Source organism: Polycyclovorans algicola TG408, from assembly GCF_000711245.1.
Taxonomy (GTDB): domain Bacteria; phylum Pseudomonadota; class Gammaproteobacteria; order Nevskiales; family Nevskiaceae; genus Polycyclovorans; species Polycyclovorans algicola.
On the sequence record NZ_JOMH01000001.1, the window covers coordinates 2,644,371 to 2,660,142 of the forward strand.

Consider the following 15,772-nt stretch of genomic DNA (forward strand, 5'->3'; position numbering starts at 1 on the left):
GTCGGAACGGCGCAGTCATAAAAAAACCCGGCGCTCATTGAGCGCCGGGCAGTGGTTTCGACGTTCTAAGGAGGGACTTAGAAGTCGAACAAGTCGTCGAGTGCCTCGTCGGTGTCATCGCTGCTATCACTTTCAGAGGCCGGCGCGGCGGTGGGCTCCGGGGTCGTTTCCGGCTCGGGCAAGTCGGCTTCCTCGGGCACCTCACTGGCAGGCGCATCGTCGGTCAGCGCGTCAAGACCACCATCATCGACCGGCGCGGGTTCGTCAGCCGGGGCCGCTGAGCCGCCGCCGGACGACCGCACGGCCGTCCCACCCACAATCCGCAGCTCGACGCGGCGGTTGCGGTCCTGACCTTCAGCGGTCTCGTTGTCGCCAATCGGCCGTTCAAGGCCATAGCCCACGGTGGTCAGTCGGTTCTCGGCAATGCCGTTGCCCACCAGATAGTCACGAACGCTCTTGGCACGACGCTCGGACAACTGCTGGTTGTAGTCGGCCGCCCCACGGCTGTCAGTGTGACCCCCAACTTCGACTTCGACGTCTTCGAACTCCTTGAGGTCACGCACCACGTCATCGAGCAACGTCTGGGCATTGACGGTCAGCGATGCCTCGTTGGTGTCGAAGTTGACCCCCCGCAGCACGATCGAATCACCGACGCCGCAGCCCTCAAGCGACGGCACACCGCCATTGCTGACCTCCCCGCAGGCGGGAGGTGGCGGTGGCAACGGGCATCCGACGGCATCAACCTCTTCTCCGCGCGGCGTGTTCGGACACTGGTCCCGATCATCATTCACACCGTCGCCGTCACTGTCGACGACCACGGCAACCGGCTCAGGCGTTGGTGGCGGTGGCGGTGGCGGAAGCCCGCGCATCGGCATGTGCAGACCGACGTTCAGCAGGATGTCCTTGAACGTGTCGGGTGCTGCAATGTCGGGAATGTTGTCGCTTTCACGCTCAGTGAAACGATCACTCAGCCGATACAGCGTCTCAACACGCAGCCCGTACTCGTAGTTGCCCCAGCGAAGTGGGTAGACGTAGCCAATGCCGCCCTGAACATTGGCGGTGTTGAAGCCATCGTTGCCTTCAACCGGGCGCGGCGAACGTTCAAACGGGTAGTCCTGGTAGCGCGAGGCGCCGACGCCCACCAAGCCGTAGAGGAACTGCACTGAGTCGAATGGATAGACCAAGACGTTGAAGATGAAATGGCCGAGCTTGACGCTGTCCTCGCTGTTGTAGCCAAAACCGGCTTCCAGGCCATAAACCTGGTTGCGATAACCGAGCAGGGCATTGATGCCAGGGCCGCCGTCGAGGACCGGATCACTTTGTGAAAAACGATATTGGCCGAGCACCGCCCCGTACGAGCCGTCGAAAAGCGGACGATTGAGCAGGTCCACAACGTTACGAGCAGCGGCGCCTTGTTCGGCTTCGTTGCCACCGCCACCACCGCCACCACCGCCGTCGCCGTATTGCGCCTGGGCAAAACCCGGCAACAGAACGCTGCATGCGAGCAGCGCACTGGCACATGTTGTCAAACGAAATTTAGTCATGACTGGTTCCCTGATATGTCGTTTGGGTCGCGGCGCCTGCAGACTCCGGACGCCGCGCCCTGGTCGAATTGTTGGTTGCAAGTGGACTTAGAAAGTCCACTGAAACTTGAGGCCCAGGATGCGCGGCGGCCCGAGAGTCGCCAACATGCCGGGGTCCAGAATCAGAGTGCCGGTGGTGTAGAACTCGTCGGTCAGGTTCTCGGCCGACAGCGTGGTCCGCAGGCGATACCGCTCCCAGTAATGGCTCAGCTGTGCGTTGACGGTCGTGTAGGCCGGCTGTTCATAACGCGGATCTTCAGAGGCCACATAGAAGAAGCCAGAGTTGTGGTAGACATTGGTGCTGGCCTCAAACGTACCACCGGGAATCAACCACACATTGGCCAGCGACACCGAACCGGAAAAGTCCGGCGTGCGGGTGACGCGGTTGCCGGTGTAATCGTTGAGGTTGTCGAGGAAGATGCCGGTGGTCGGGTCTTGACCGTCGCCGTTGGTGTACTCGGTGTATTCGGCGTCTAGGAACGCACCATTCACCGTCAGTGACAGGCCGTCGAACATGCTCGGGAACAGGTCCACGATTACGTCGAAGTCAAAGCCGATCGAACGCGCGTCACCGGCGACGTCCAGCGACAGTGCGCCACCGTTGAGCAATGAGATGAACTGCGTCTGCAGGTTCTCGATTTCGTAGTGGAAGATTGCCGCCGTGTAGCGCATCGACCCTTCAAACAACGAACCCTTGATGCCCAACTCCACCGCTTGGATGGTTTCCTCCGGCACATAAGCCGGCGGCAGATAGAACGCAAAGGCGTTGAACGAGTGCGCCTTCACCGCTTCCTGTGCCGACAGGAAAATCAGGGTGTCGTCGTCAAACGGACGGAAGTCCAGTGAGATCTTCGGGGTGAACGCCCGAGTTGAGTCACTGTCGGGCCGGAAGTTGTCGGTTGGAATACCGAGCGCCGTGCCGCCGCGCGCATCACGCGCCTGCTGCCAATCCAGCACCTCGGTCCGGAAGCCGATCTCGCCGGGTACGCCGACACGAATGGCGGTTCGCGAATCCAAAACGCCACGGAATTCATCTTGATAGCGGCCACCCAGCGTCAGCGAGAACCAGTCCGTAATCTTAAACGTGGTTTGGAGAAACACTGACACCGATTCGGTTTCGACTAAGCCGGTGTTAGACAGCGCATAGCTGGGGAAACCGGCGGTGAGATCATCAACCAACGGAATCGCCGGAAGCACCAAATCGGTACCCGCAACAACGATATCTGGAATCTCGACGAGACCCAGGAAAGTCTGAGCGCCCAGATTTTGAGGGTCCAGACCTCCAACAGTCAGTTCCACTGGGTCAAAGCCCTGATCGTTCTGAAAGAAGAAGGCGCCAGCCGTCCAGGTCAACCAGTCCGAGCCCCACGAGGTTTCGTTGGACAAAAACTGGATTTCGGCCTCGTTGATCTTGGCGTAGTGCCGATGCACGATGAACTCTGCAAATGTTTGCTCGCTACCGTCGTAGTCGTAGTTGTAAGGGTTGCTGTGAAGCTGCTTGCTCAAAATCAACTTGGTATCGAACGGTTCGGCATTGTAAATGGCCGTGACCGAGCCCACCAGGGAGCTCAAGTGCCCATACATATCGAGGTCGGTTTGCGGTGAGCGCGCACGTTCCTTGACCCCGTCTATGCCCAGGACCTGACCGAGCGGTGTCGGGTTAATGTTGGCCGCCAAGGTCGAGGTGCCCTCGCGCTTCGAGCCAAAGATCGTGGCGCGCATTTCCAGATTGTCGGTGGGAATCCAGCGGAACTTGAAACGACCGCTGAAGGTGGTCTTGGCCGGCACCGGCCCACCGGCGATGCTCGCGTCTTCGGACCATTGCTGGGCGTCGTACTCGTAAAATGCCGAGACGTTCATCGCAAAGTTGTCGGTCACCGGCATGTTGGCAAAGATTGTCGTCTTGTTGATCGACAGATCGTTGCGGCTGCTGTAACTGCCGCTAAAGTTGTCGACCGTGATGCTGCGGTCATCAAAGTCGGGCTCTTTGGTGATGACGTTGATCGCACCGGCAATCGCATTGCGGCCAAACAGGGTGCCCTGCGGACCCTTCAGCACTTCGACGCGCTCAACGCCGCCCAAGTCTTGAATCAGCGATGGCGTGAAGGAGTAGTACACCCCGTCGACGTAGCTGGCGACGCTGGGGTCGGAGGTCAACCACGCTTCGGAGCCAATGCCGCGAAGGAAGACGCTGGCAAAGTCGCCGGCCTGTACGCCGAAGTCCAGACCTGGCGTGACCTTCATCAGGTCGAGCGTTGATTTCACACCGCGGGCATCCAGCGCATCAGCGCTGAAGGCCTGCACAGAAATCGGCACGTCTGAAAGGTTTTCTTCACGCTTCTGCGCGGTGACCACTATTTCTTCAACCGACCGCGACAACCGGCGCCGGGGTGCGGGCTCAGCCGCCGCATCGGTCTCGGTGTCGACTTCGGCCGCACTTGGCGCGTCGTCTTGGCCGTAAAGCGGCGTTAGCGCAAACGTCAACGCAGCTGCAACGCTGGCATGAACCAGTTTTCTCATCTTGCCCTCCTCAGGATGTCAATCCGCACGTACTGCACTGAATGTTCAGTGCTTGTTTTTGCCGCCTGTCGGTCTTCCGGCTCGTTGAATTGGCATCAACTGACCGCTGACTTAACATCGACGCTTCGACACTTTCTTCTAAGATCAGAAACGTATCACACCGTATTCCTACGACACAATACTTTCTTGACATGTTTCTGGCGAGTGTCTTTTACGTGGTGCAGCGTGCAAGAGGCTTCGCGACCGATCGATGCTTGGTAACAGTGCGTATCAATTGATCTGTGCCGACAGCGACAAGCGCGCCCATCCGGCGCCCATAACAATTAATTTGGAGAACCTTCGTCATGCACTACAGCTTCGGCATCCAGTGGCTCAAGGCCTTCCGCAGCAGCCCTGAGGCGATCTGCGAGCTCTACGGACCGGGCGACGGTTTCCTGTTCGAAGATCCAATGCTGGACCAGCACCGGGTCACCACCCAGGCGGACCTGCACCGGCTGTTTGGTCCCTATGCCAACAACGACCCGGACAATGGCATCGGCATTCACAACTTCAGGATTCGCGCCTACATCGGCGATGCGCGCTGCGGTCTGCTGCGCTGGGAGTGGGCCCCCGAGCACGCCAAAGTGTTTCTGGGATTGGACGTTGCCGGCAAGCCCTTCACCACACAGGGTCATACCTTTCACATCTATGACGACAAGGGCCTGATTCAGCGGGAATCATCATGGTGGGACGCCGCCGAGGTCCTGCGCGCTGCCGGTCCGCAACACCCAACCAAGTTGCCCACGGGCGCGCCGCAAACAGACGGGCCTGTGCGCTCGAGAAACGTGGTGCTGAGCGGTGCCAAGGCAGGCACCCTCGCCTTCGCCGCCGACTGGTGTAATGCCTTGGGCGGCGACGCTGAGGTGCTGAGCCAGCTCTACGCCGATGCGTTTACGTCTGAGTACGCAAAGGTCGACGATCACCTGCGCGACACGCTGACCAACCGCGACATGTTGTTGCAGCACTACGGGGGCATGGCCGGCGGGCAGCACGGCCGCTACACCTTCACGCCCACCGAATACCTGGGTGATGCCCGCTGGGGGCTGATTCTGTGGAACCTGCGCATTGAGGGTGCGAACCATTATCGCGGCATCCCGACCGGCGGCAAGACCGTGGAGACCATCGGGTCGACCTTTCATGAATACGACGCCGAGGGTCGCATTCGACTGGAATCAACCTTCTTCGAGGACAACCGCGCATTCGTGTCGCTGGGCATTCCCATCATTCGGCCCCACTACTGGAAGGCCGACTTTGACCCGGCCAGCCTCGGCTGAATCCCCGAACGGGGTTTGCCAGGCGTTACCGGCGCGCGCAACATGAATTGTGAGATGAGTCCACGCTGAATCCAAGCCCCCGGAATCGGCGTAGCGGTAGACACGCACTAAGAGGAGACACGCCATGAACACCCGTCACACGGTTCGCGCGCTGATGATCGGCAGTCTGCTTGCACTCCCCGGAACGGCGCTTGCCATGGGCAGCTTGTGCGACATCCAGGATCGGTCCATGCACGGCGCCGCCATCGGCAGCAGCGCAGCCGGCCCCTCTCGCACCTCATTGCGCGCCGGAGATCGCAAGGCACCGGCCGACTCGAAACTGGCCGCCTACTTCATCGCCGCCAAGAGCTTCATCGACGAAGGCAAACCCAAGAAGGCGCTGCGCCGCCTGGATCGGGCGGTTGACCTGCGCAGCCTCAAACCCGACGAGGTCTACACCGAGGCGATGCTCCGCGCACGCGCACTCTCCGAACAGGGCAAGCCGCTGGAAATGGCCAAGGCATACGAGCGGGCCATCAGCACCGGCGAGGCACCCCCGGCTGCGGTCGAATACCTGCAACAGACACTGGCGGTCACGTACTACCTCGAAGGGGACCTGGTGCGCTCACTCGATTGGGTCGCCCGCTACCGCGCTGACGGCGGCCAGTCACTGGCGACGCTTGAACTGGCACCCAAGGCGCTGTTTCTGCAGGGCGACTACCCGGCCGCACAACAATCGGCCCGGCAGTTGATCACCGACGTACGCAAGTCCGACGGCGTGCCCAGCAAGTCACTGCTGCAAGTGTGGTCTTACGCGCTGGCGCGGACCGGCGACACCCGCGGTTACGAGGTGGCCGTGCGCGCCTTGACTCATTACTACCCGGAGGCCGAAACGGCCAAGACGCTGGTCACTGCTGCGCGCTGACCCTGCAGGTTTGCCCTCACAGCCCGGCGCGACTGATCGTGCGATAGTTCGCGCCGATTCCTGTTAGAGGTCAGCTCGAAGATGGTTCCGGCATCCAACATTGTCGACCCCGTCATGGGCCCGACGTCGATCAGTCATCACTACCAAAACCGCGTCGTCGTTATCTCGGGTGGCTCGTCCGGCATCGGTTTGGGCATCAGCCATCACCTGGCCACGCTGGGTGCGACCGTCGTCATCTTCGGTCGCTCGCAGGACAAGCTCGACGCCGCCACGGCCGCCATTGCCGGGCAAGGTGGTAACGCGGTCGGGTACTCGGTGGATGTGCGCGACGCCCCCGGCATCGTCGAGCGACTGGCCGACGTCGCGCAGCAGCACGGTCCGCTTGACCTGGTGATTGCCGCCGCTGCGGGCAACTTTTTCGCACCCGCCGACAAGCTCAGCGCCAACGGCTTCAAGACCGTCATCGACATCGACCTGATTGGCACCTTTAATGTCTTCTCGGCTGCCCTGCCGCACACCCGCAAACCCGGCGGTGTGTTGTTGGCGATCACCGCGCCGCAGGCCCAGCGCGCGATTCCCAATCAGGCGCACGCCTGCGCCGCCAAGGCCGGCATCGACATGCTGGTCAAGTGTCTGGCGCTGGAATGGGGCGCCAAGGGCGTACGGGTCAACGCCGTGTCGCCCGGCCCCATCGCCGGCACCGAGGGGCTGGCGCGCCTGTCGGCAACGCCCGAGATCGAGACTGCCGTGCGCAACAACACGGCCCTCAAGGCGTTTGGCGAGGTGTCGGACATTGCCCGCGCCGTGGCGTATCTGGGCAGCCCGGATGCCCGCTACGTCACCGGCACCATTCTCGACTGCGACGGCGGCATGCGCCTCGGCAATTTTCCGTCCCTGTGAACCTCGCCATGACTGACGCGATCCTCATTGATGAGCGCCGCGACCAACGGCTGCTGATCGCCACCCTCAACCGTCCCAACGCCACCAACGGCATCGACCGGGCGATGGGTGATGCACTGACGGCCCTGGCCGAGCGCGTGGAGCAATCGCCGCACATTGACGCGCTGATTCTCACCGGCGCGGGTCGCGCCTTCTGCAGCGGCGGCGACCTGGCGATGTTCAAGGACGCCCTTGCCGATGATGAAAGCCCCGAGACGCTGGCGTCGCTGCTGGACGGTTTGGCGACCACCGTCCACAGCGCCTTGCGTCGGTTGACTGAGGCGGGTCCGCTGCTGGTCGCGGCGGTCAACGGGCCGGCCACCGGCGCCGGGCTCGGTCTGGTCTGCGCCTGTGATGTGGCGTACGCCCGCCCCACCGCGACCCTACGCGCAGGGTTTTCAAAGCTGGGTTTGTCACCGGACAGCGGCACCACGTACTTCGTGCCGCGACGGATCGGGCTGCGCCAGGCGATCCCATTCATGCTGGGCGGCGACGCGGTCCGCGCCGAACAGGGGCTGACACTGGGCTTCTTCAATGCGCTGATCGACGGCGACGACGATGTTTTTTTATCCGAGGTCATCACGCGCACCCAGGCACTCATTGCCTGTGGCGCCGCCGCCCGCGCCACTCGCGCCTTGCTGCGTGGCAGCGCCGAAGCGTCACTGGCCGATCAGTTGACGCTTGAACAGCGCTCGCTGGTTGCACTGGCCGGCAACGACGCGGTGCTGACGGGCTTGCGCCGAAAACTCAGCGGCACCTAAAAAGCGATTAACAGAACGACGGCATGCGACCTTTGTCAATGCGCCTGTCAATGCGCCTAAAACGCGGGGGCCGCGCTCAGACCGCCAAATCTTTCAGTGAGGCCTCGGGGTCGGCAAGCACCGCAGGGTCAACCACCGCACCGGCCGCCACCAGCTTCTTGGCAAACATGAAATCTTTCGGGCGGCTGACAGCGTCGGCGGCGACCAGTTTGCCGCCCTTCAAATAAAAGGCCGCAAAGCTGCGCTCGGTTTGCGGGTCGCCGCGCAGCACCAATTGTTCGTAGCCGGTGGAGATGCCGACCATCTGCAGCTTCAGGTCAAACTGGTCCGACCAGAACCACGGCACGTTCTGGTAGGCCTCGGTGTTGCCCATGAGGTTGCGAGCGACCGCCCGGCCCTGCTCCATGGCGTTCTGCACCGATTCGAGACGCACTCGACGACCCAAAAATGCGCTGGGGTGATTGGTGCAATCGCCCGCAGCGTAAATCAGGGGGTCGCTTGTCTGCGCGAACTCGTCAACGACGATGCCGTTGTCAACCACCAGCCCGGCTTCTGCGGCCAGCTCGGTGTTGGCGATCAGGCCGATACCGGCAATCACGAAGTCGGCGACGATCTCGCGGCCATCAGCGAGCTTCACCGCCGTCACCTCCGGCGCCCCCACCAGTTCAGCGACCTGCGCGCCGGTGTGCACGGTGACGCCCGCCTCGCGATGCACCCGCTCAAAGAATGCCGATACCTCGGGCGCCGTCACCCGCGCCAGTACCCGGTCCAGGCCTTCCAGCACGGTGACGTGCAAGCCCTGTTTGAGCAGCACCGCCGCCACTTCGAGGCCGATGAACCCACCGCCGACGATGACCACCCGCTTGCCCTCGGCGCAGCGCGCGCGAATGCGGGTCACGTCATCGATGCTGCGCAGCAGAAAGACATTTGCGGCGTCGGCACCCGGGATGGGCAGCGGCCGCGCCCGGCCGCCAGTGGCCAGCACCAGTCGGTCGTAGGTGAAGCGCTGACCGTCAGCCAGCACGACGGCCTGCCCCACCCGATCAATGCTGGCGACGCGGGCACCGCCCATAAACTCGATGCGATGCTTCTCGAGGATGGACGGCTGCATGACGAACAACTGCGCCTGCTCCACGGCGCCGGCCAGATACGCCTTTGACAGGGGTGGGCGTTTGTAGGGCGGTTGTGATTCGTCGCTGACAATCACCACCCGACCCTCGAAGCCTTGCTTGCGAAGCTCTGACGCGGTTTCTCCAGCGGCCTGGCCGCCGCCAACAATGACCACGGTATGACTGGGCTGAAGACTGCTCATCGGGGCTCTCGTGCAGGTTGTCGTTTTTGGCCGGGACTGACGCGCCGGCCGGTTTTTCGGGAGACGAAGAGTGCCACACCGAGCCGAGACTGGGGATATCGGCGGCACTGATCGGCGCAACGCCCGTTGGCCGATTACCACGTCTGACCTTGGCAATTTTTCAGATCGCGCGCGCTTGAGGTGCCGGATTCACACTGTTTCCATAATGTAGTATTCACCTACATACCCGATTAGAAATGACCCGCGCGACCCTGCTCGCACCCCATCGCCATGCCCAAAACCCCCACCCCTGCTCGCCCGAAACCCGCCACATCCCGCAGCCGCCGTTATGGCGAGTTCATGGATTTCTTTTATCAAGTGCACTACCGCTTGGGCATGACGCTGGAAGCGGCCATGTGCGACGGCGTGGTGTCGCGCACCCAGGGTGCGGTGCTGTGGCTGGTGGCCTCCGAGGTCGGTGCCGACCACGAAATGCTGCGCAAAGACATCGAACGCAGCCTGCGCGAATGGTACGAAACCAGCAATTCCAACGTGTCGAAAATTTTGCGTGACCTCGCCAGCCCGCCATTGAATTTTCTGAGCCAGCGTGAAAGCCCGCATTCGGGACGCGAGAAAATCGTCACCCTCACACCCGCCGGAGCCGCCTTCGTACGCGACATGCGGCAACGGGGGGTCGAGTACTTCAACAACGCGCTCGATCACATGTCGCTGAACGACATGGGCAAGGGGTCTGACTTTTTCAGCGCCCTGTTCAGCAAGCCCGTGGCGCCGGTTGCCATCGAGGGCAAAAGCGTGCGTCGCGGCGGCGGCGGCTACCGACGCAAGACCCGATAAGGGTTCGGTCGCGCCCATCCGGCGCGTCCTGATCGTCGCGCGGACCTGCGAGCACCGCCCGGGCGCGCTAGCCTAGCGGTCCCTTCATCAGGAACCGCCCATGTCGCTGGATCTGGATACCGGCAAGCTCATCGTCTTTCTCGGCGGCTTCGGCCTGTTTCTGCTGATCGAGACCCTGTTCCCGGCACGTCGCTCCGGCATGGCCCGCTGGCAGCGACTGGGCTTTCATGCCGGCGTCGCGGCCCTCAACACGGTGATCATTCGGGTCGTAGCCTACGTGCCCTTTCTACTGTGGCTGGTGCACGTCGAGGAAGAGGGTTGGGGCATCAGCCGCTGGCTGGGACTGGTGGGCTGGACCGAGATCATCGTCTCGATCATCGTCATCGACTTCTTCGACTACGTCTGGCACCGCGCCAACCACCGGGTGCGGTTTTTGTGGCGCTTTCACAAGGCCCACCACGCCGATACCGAGATGGACATCACCACCGCGCTGCGCTTCCACCCCGGCGAGTTGCTGATCTCCGCGACCATCAAAACGCTGTGGATCGTCGTCTGGGGACCGACGGTGGTCGCGTGGTTCCTGTTCGAGGCACTGGTCAGCCTGTGTGCCCAGTTTCACCACAGCAATATCGATTTTCCCGACCGGGTCGAGCGCTGGCTGTCGAAGCTGGTCGTGACCCCGCGCTTTCACGCCGCCCATCACGCCGTCGATCAAAATTTTGGCAACCGCAACTTTTCGACCATCTTCAGCGTATGGGACTTTATGTTCAGAACTTATGCACGACCCGCCGATGGCGGTGCGACCACCGCCGCACCGGGGAGCCTCGGTTTGCCACACGCCCGACAACTGGCCTTTTCGCCGCTGGCATGGCTTTCTGAACCCTTCAAGGTCCGCAACCTGGACCTGGGGCAATCGCCCTCGCAGCAGCCTTCACGCCATGAAGGTGTCGGACGGTAACGTTTTACCCGCGTTGTTTGATTCACTCACGTACTGGAGTTATGTCCATGAAAAAGCTGATCGCAACACTGATGTTCGCCCTGCCCTTCGCCGCGTTTGCAGCGGACCACGGGGGCAAGCCCGCCGACGAGCACGGCGGCAAGGCCGCTGAAACCAAGGAGCACGCGGGCGAAGCCGCAGAGTCCAAGGAACACGGCGGCGAAGCAGCCGAATCCAAGGAGCATGCGGGCGAGCCTGCTGCCGCCAAGGAACACGCGGGCGAACCCGCCGAAGCCAAGGAATAGGCCCCGCCTGACGGACCCGGCCCACACCATGAGGATTGTCATGAACCATTGGATCGCTTTATTGCTCAGCGCACCCCTCATGGTGCTGGCCGGTGAAGAACCCGCTGCCGCCGCCGCACCGGAAACGGCTGCGGCGGAGGCGGCGGTACCTGAGAAGTACTACGTTGAAGACATCAAGGCAGCGATGATGGCCTTCATCGCCGAACGCGCCGACGAGAACGGCGTGTTCCGCATTCACGACAGCAAGACCGATGAAACGCTGGAACTGAAGTTCGTCGAGATTCACGACCCGGTTCGGCGGATCGGCAGCAACACCTATTTCGCGTGCACCGATTTTCACGTGGTCGGCGACGAGAAGAAGCTCTACGACCTCGATTTCTGGATGGACCCGCAGAACGGCGTGCTCGAGATCTACGACGAGAAGATTCACAAGGAACCGCGCCGCTCGCTGCTCTACGGCTGGTACAAGCAGCCGCGCTACACCTTCGTCAATGATCGCGTGGTATCCCTTTACTGAGACGGCGGTACCCGGACCGATCCCATGACCCGATTTTCCTGCTGGATTCTGGCCCTGGGCCTAGTCGCTTGTACGCCGTCGGCCGACACCGTTGATGCCGTCAGCCCGGCTGCCGAGACCGACGATGTCTTTGTCTACACCGCCATTCCGGATCGCGATGCGCGGCAGCTCGAAGCGCGCTTTTCGGCGGTCACCGCCGAACTCGAAGCAGCACTCGGCGTGCCGGTGCGCTATGTCCCGGTCACCTCGTACGCGGCGGCGGTCACGGCATTTCTCAATGACGAGGTCCAGTTGGCATGGTTCGGCGGCTTGTCCGGCGTCCAGGCGCGGCTCCGCCAGGATGGTGCGCGGGCCATCGCCCAGGGCACCGAAGACCCCGAATACCACAGCCTGATCATTGCCCACCACAGCACCGGTTTGCCGCCCGGCGAAACGCTCACCGACGCCCTGCGCGGGCGCACCTTTACCTTTGGCGACAAGGGATCGACCTCGGGACGCCTGATGCCGGAATACTTCCTGCGCGAGCACTTTGGCGAGGCGCCGGGGCAGATTTTCAGCCGGGTCGGCTACTCGGGCGATCACACCCGCACCCTGCAACTGGTGCAGTCCGGCGCCTATGAGCTGGGCGTGCTCGGCTACACCACCTGGGACAGCGAAGTTGCCCGCGGCACCGTGGACGCCGACAAGGTCAGCGTGATCTGGCGCTCGCCCGGATACCCCGACTATCAATGGACCATCCGCGGCGATGCCGACGCCCGCTACGGCGACGGCTTCACCGCGCGGGTTCAGCAGGCGCTGCTGAACATGACCGATCCCGACCTGCTGGCACGGTTTCCACGCAGCGGCTTCATCCCCGCCCGCAACGAAGACTATGCCCCGATCGAGGCCACCGCCCGCGCCGTTGGCATCATTGAAGACGGCGCCCCGCGCTGATGCTCACGCTGCAGGCCGCGACGCTGGGGTATCGCGGTACTGCGGTTCTGCACGATGTCGATGTGACGGTGCGGCGCGGCGAGCGGGTGGTCATGCTCGGGCCCAGTGGCGCCGGCAAGACCACGCTGCTGACTGCGCTGTACCGCGCGGCGGGCGCGGCCGCGGCCCTGATTCCGCAGCCACACGGACTGGTCGGACCGCTGAGCGCGGCGCACAACATCGCGCTGGGACTGATCGACCAGCGGCCGCTGTGGCGCAATCTGCAATCGCTGTGCTGGATGCCGCGCGCCGAGCGGGCGCGGATCAGCGACGTCGCCGCATCGCTGGACCTGATCGACGCGCTCGACCACGCCGTTGACCGGCTCTCCGGCGGCCAGCAGTCACGGGTGGCAATTGGCCGCGCGCTGTACCGCGGCGGCGACCTGCTGCTGGCCGACGAACCCTGCGCCGCGCTGGACCCCGAGCGGGCTCGCCAGGCCATCGCCCACCTCGGTGCGCGCTTCGGCACGCTGATCTGCGCCATGCACGATGTCGATGCCGGCCTGCAGCTGGCCACCCGGGTGCTGGGCGTCACCGACGGCCGGATCGCCTTCGACCTGCCGCCGCAGGCACTGACGCCGACGCTGCTCGAGTCGCTGTACGGGGGCGCGACACACGGCGCCGAATCGGCACCGCAGCAGACGCGACTCACGGTTCCGCGCGGCTGCATGTGAGCCGTACCCGGTTCAGCCTGCTGGCGCTGCTGGGGGCCCTGCTGCTGGTGCCGTTCGCCGACCTGGCCATCATCACCGCCGAGCCGGGCGCCGAGCTGCAGCGCATCGCCAGCGGGTTCATCCAGCCCGATTTCAGCAATCTGCCGGTCATCCTCCGGGCGCTGGCGCTGACCTTTGCCTTCGGTCTGCTCGGCACCCTGCTGGCGGCCCCGCTGGGCCTGGTGCTGGCCACGCTGTGGCGGTTTCGCGCGGTCAGAATCTTTGCCGCCAGCGTGCGCGCCATTCACGAGCTGTTCTGGGCGCTGCTGTTTCTGCACGTATTCGGCCTGACGCCGCTCACCGGCCTGCTGGCCATCGCCATTCCGTACACCGGCATCTTCGCCAAGGTGTTTGCCGAGATCCTGGCCGAACAGCCCGACGACGCGGTGCGGCAGTTGCCGCCGGGTACCGCGCCGCTCAGCGTCTGGCTGTGTGTGCGCCTGCCCCAGGCGTGGCCGCAGATGCGCCGCTACCTGCTCACCCGCGCCGAATGCGGGCTGCGTTCCAGCGCAGTCCTCGGCTTTGTCGGGTTGCCGACCCTGGGCTATCACCTCGGTGCAGCGCTGTCCTACGGCGCCTACGCCGAGGCCGGCGCCTACCTGCTGGCGTTGGTGGCCCTGATCGGCAGTTTCCGCCTGCTGGTGCCGGCGTGGAGCTGGCCGCTGTGGCTGCTGGGCCTGCCGTGGCTGCTGCCGGGGGAGTGGCGCCTCAGCGGTCAGGCGTTCTGGGACCTGGTCAGCCGCGATCTGTGGCCGGCGGCGTTGTTGCGCGGCGACGGGCCGGCCTATGGCCAGTGGCTGCTGCAGGTACTCCAGAACGCCATCATTCCCGGCCTGATCCAGACGCTGCTGCTCAGCGTGCTGGCCCTGGCCGCCACGGCCCTGTTGACGCTGCTGCTCTGGCCGCTGGCGATCCGCGCCGTGAGCGGCCGCCTCGGCCAGGCCGGCGGCCACCTCGGGCTGCTGGTGCTCAGGGCCACGCCCGAATACCTGCTGGCCTACCTGCTGCTGCTGCTGTGGGGCCCGTCGATGCTGCCGGCCGTGGTGGCGCTGATGCTGCACAACGCCGCCATCATCGCCTTCCTGCTGGCACGCACCGCCGATCAGTTGCCGCAGCGCGCAGACCACATTGGCGGACTCAACCACTACCTCTGGGAGGTGGTGCCGCGGTTGTTCGCGCCGTTTCTGGCCTACCTGTTCTATCGCTGGGAGATCATCCTTCGCGAATCGGCCGTGGTCGGCATTCTCGGCATCTACACGCTGGGCTTCTACATCGATTCGGCACTCGCCGAGCTGCGGCTCGATCGTCTGCTGCCGCTCCTGCTGGCCACGGTGCTGCTCAATGTTGCGGTGGACAGTGCCTCACGGCGGCTGCGGCGCTACCTCGCGCTGGACCGACAAATCAACCTCACCGCTGCCGCTCAGCGCAACTGATAGACCACGGTGGATACCAGCCGCACAACCTTGATGTCCGGGGTCGCGGCGTCGCGGTCGTTGATGCTGATCACGCCCTGATTGGCATCACGAATCGCCCCCACCTCGCTGCCCGAATCGGCTGCGAACTGCTCGGCCGCCAGCCGCGCGTTGGCGGTGGCATCGGCGAGAAGTTCGGGCTTCAGGGCGTTCAGTTCAGTGAAAATGAACTGCGGCGGTTCGTTGTACGCGCCAAACACCACCCCGTCGCGCACCAGCTCACCAGCGTTCTGAATGGCAGTCTTCATCAGCGGCACCTCCGCGCTGCGCACCGTCAGCGTCAGTTCGCCGCGATAGCGAAACGGTCGCGCCATGTTGCCGCCGTAGGCATCGGCCTGCATGTCCTGCACGCGCGGCAGTCCGACGCTGACCTCGGCATCACTCACCTGCTGGCGCTGCAGATAGGCGCGCACGGCTGCAGTGTGCGCCTCGAGCCGGTTGTAGAGGGCTTCGAGGCTGTTGTCGGCCTCGCCAAAATTGACCGGCCAGATCACCAGGTTGGCGGCCACTTCGCGCTCGGCCAGCCCCTTGACCGTGACGTTGCGGTCCGACGAACGAAACTGCCGCAGGCCATCGGCAATCTGCGTCGAGGCAACAACCGCTGCGGCGGCCAGCACCACGGCGATGATGATGTGACTGATTGAACGCATCGGCAGAACTCCAGACCTGCGCGGTCGGGGATGCCGCGTC

15 protein-coding genes are annotated in these 15,772 nt (G+C 63.6%); 11 read left to right on the plus strand and 4 right to left on the minus strand.

Annotated features, from left to right (window positions below):
- Positions 1-77: 77 nt before the first annotated feature.
- Positions 78-1,544: an OmpA family protein gene (locus tag U741_RS18565; RefSeq protein ID WP_052378786.1), complete on the minus strand. Its 1,467-nt coding sequence runs from the start codon at positions 1,542-1,544 to the stop codon at positions 78-80.
- An 87-nt stretch (positions 1,545-1,631) separates the two neighbouring features.
- Positions 1,632-4,103, minus strand: coding sequence for a TonB-dependent receptor (locus U741_RS0112645; protein WP_084154850.1), 2,472 nt, complete (start codon positions 4,101-4,103; stop codon positions 1,632-1,634).
- Positions 4,104-4,447: 344 nt separating this feature from the next.
- Here U741_RS0112645 and U741_RS0112650 point away from each other — a divergent pair, with 344 nt between their 5' ends.
- The 4 genes from U741_RS0112650 (at position 4,448) to U741_RS18570 (ending at position 8,020) form a co-directional block, all read left to right on the plus strand.
- Positions 4,448-5,416, plus strand: a complete 969-nt coding sequence (locus tag U741_RS0112650) for a nuclear transport factor 2 family protein (RefSeq protein ID WP_029890819.1) — start codon at positions 4,448-4,450, stop codon at positions 5,414-5,416.
- A gap of 124 nt (positions 5,417-5,540) precedes the next feature.
- On the plus strand, positions 5,541-6,320 hold the full coding sequence (locus tag U741_RS0112655) for a hypothetical protein (RefSeq protein ID WP_029890820.1): 780 nt from the start codon (positions 5,541-5,543) through the stop codon (positions 6,318-6,320).
- 81 nt (positions 6,321-6,401) lie between these two features.
- Positions 6,402-7,220 carry an SDR family oxidoreductase gene (locus U741_RS0112660; protein WP_200872721.1) on the plus strand — a complete coding sequence of 273 codons (819 nt, stop codon included), beginning with the start codon at positions 6,402-6,404 and terminating at the stop codon, positions 7,218-7,220.
- An 8-nt stretch (positions 7,221-7,228) separates the two neighbouring features.
- A complete protein-coding gene (locus U741_RS18570; RefSeq protein WP_152551607.1) occupies positions 7,229-8,020 on the plus strand; it encodes an enoyl-CoA hydratase/isomerase family protein in 792 nt (263 codons plus the stop codon).
- Positions 8,021-8,096: 76 nt separating this feature from the next.
- Here U741_RS18570 and U741_RS0112670 read toward each other — a convergent pair whose 3' ends face one another.
- Complete coding sequence (locus U741_RS0112670) at positions 8,097-9,332, minus strand: NAD(P)/FAD-dependent oxidoreductase (protein WP_029890823.1); 1,236 nt, start codon at positions 9,330-9,332, stop codon at positions 8,097-8,099.
- A gap of 339 nt (positions 9,333-9,671) precedes the next feature.
- On the opposite strand from U741_RS0112670, the gene U741_RS17900 reads away from it, so the two are divergent.
- The 7 genes from U741_RS17900 (at position 9,672) to U741_RS0112705 (ending at position 15,043) form a co-directional block, all read left to right on the plus strand.
- The gene (locus tag U741_RS17900) at positions 9,672-10,166 is read left to right on the plus strand and encodes a winged helix DNA-binding protein (RefSeq protein ID WP_029890824.1); all 495 of its coding nucleotides are present in this window, start codon (positions 9,672-9,674) and stop codon (positions 10,164-10,166) included.
- Between the two features lie 100 nt (positions 10,167-10,266).
- Positions 10,267-11,124, plus strand: a complete 858-nt coding sequence (locus U741_RS0112680) for a sterol desaturase family protein (protein WP_052378788.1) — start codon at positions 10,267-10,269, stop codon at positions 11,122-11,124.
- Positions 11,125-11,171: 47 nt separating this feature from the next.
- Positions 11,172-11,408, plus strand: coding sequence for a hypothetical protein (locus tag U741_RS19550; RefSeq protein ID WP_152551608.1), 237 nt, complete (start codon positions 11,172-11,174; stop codon positions 11,406-11,408).
- 40 nt (positions 11,409-11,448) lie between these two features.
- Positions 11,449-11,925 (plus strand): hypothetical protein, encoded by a 477-nt coding sequence (locus U741_RS0112690; RefSeq protein ID WP_152551609.1) that lies wholly within the window; start codon positions 11,449-11,451, stop codon positions 11,923-11,925.
- A 24-nt stretch (positions 11,926-11,949) separates the two neighbouring features.
- Entirely contained in the window at positions 11,950-12,858 is a 909-nt protein-coding gene (locus U741_RS0112695) for a putative selenate ABC transporter substrate-binding protein (protein ID WP_029890828.1), read from the plus strand.
- Positions 12,858-13,571, plus strand: a complete 714-nt coding sequence (locus U741_RS0112700; protein ID WP_052378790.1) for an ATP-binding cassette domain-containing protein — start codon at positions 12,858-12,860, stop codon at positions 13,569-13,571. Before U741_RS0112695 ends, U741_RS0112700 begins: the two co-directional genes overlap by 1 nt.
- Positions 13,568-15,043: an ABC transporter permease family protein gene (locus U741_RS0112705; protein ID WP_200872722.1), complete on the plus strand. Its 1,476-nt coding sequence runs from the start codon at positions 13,568-13,570 to the stop codon at positions 15,041-15,043. The genes U741_RS0112700 and U741_RS0112705 overlap by 4 nt, the downstream gene beginning before the upstream one ends.
- Here U741_RS0112705 and U741_RS0112710 read toward each other — a convergent pair.
- Positions 15,031-15,732 (minus strand): SIMPL domain-containing protein, encoded by a 702-nt coding sequence (locus U741_RS0112710; RefSeq protein ID WP_029890831.1) that lies wholly within the window; start codon positions 15,730-15,732, stop codon positions 15,031-15,033. The two genes, U741_RS0112705 and U741_RS0112710, sit on opposite strands and share 13 nt — an antisense overlap.
- Between the last annotated feature and the right edge of the window lie 40 nt (positions 15,733-15,772).

Coding starts and splice junctions, on each gene's coding strand:
- U741_RS0112650 (WP_029890819.1), top strand. CDS start 4,448: ATGCACTACAGCTTCGGCATCCAGTGGCTCAAGGCCTTCCGCAGCAGC.
- U741_RS0112655 (WP_029890820.1), top strand. CDS start 5,541: ATGAACACCCGTCACACGGTTCGCGCGCTGATGATCGGCAGTCTGCTT.
- U741_RS0112670 (WP_029890823.1), bottom strand. CDS start 9,332: ATGAGCAGTCTTCAGCCCAGTCATACCGTGGTCATTGTTGGCGGCGGC.
- U741_RS18570 (WP_152551607.1), top strand. CDS start 7,229: ATGACTGACGCGATCCTCATTGATGAGCGCCGCGACCAACGGCTGCTG.
- U741_RS18565 (WP_052378786.1), bottom strand. CDS start 1,544: ATGACTAAATTTCGTTTGACAACATGTGCCAGTGCGCTGCTCGCATGC.
- U741_RS0112710 (WP_029890831.1), bottom strand. CDS start 15,732: ATGCGTTCAATCAGTCACATCATCATCGCCGTGGTGCTGGCCGCCGCA.
- U741_RS17900 (WP_029890824.1), top strand. CDS start 9,672: ATGGATTTCTTTTATCAAGTGCACTACCGCTTGGGCATGACGCTGGAA.
- U741_RS0112690 (WP_152551609.1), top strand. CDS start 11,449: ATGAACCATTGGATCGCTTTATTGCTCAGCGCACCCCTCATGGTGCTG.
- U741_RS0112695 (WP_029890828.1), top strand. CDS start 11,950: ATGACCCGATTTTCCTGCTGGATTCTGGCCCTGGGCCTAGTCGCTTGT.
- U741_RS0112680 (WP_052378788.1), top strand. CDS start 10,267: ATGTCGCTGGATCTGGATACCGGCAAGCTCATCGTCTTTCTCGGCGGC.
- U741_RS0112645 (WP_084154850.1), bottom strand. CDS start 4,103: ATGAGAAAACTGGTTCATGCCAGCGTTGCAGCTGCGTTGACGTTTGCG.
- U741_RS0112660 (WP_200872721.1), top strand. CDS start 6,402: ATGGTTCCGGCATCCAACATTGTCGACCCCGTCATGGGCCCGACGTCG.
- U741_RS0112700 (WP_052378790.1), top strand. CDS start 12,858: ATGCTCACGCTGCAGGCCGCGACGCTGGGGTATCGCGGTACTGCGGTT.
- U741_RS19550 (WP_152551608.1), top strand. CDS start 11,172: ATGAAAAAGCTGATCGCAACACTGATGTTCGCCCTGCCCTTCGCCGCG.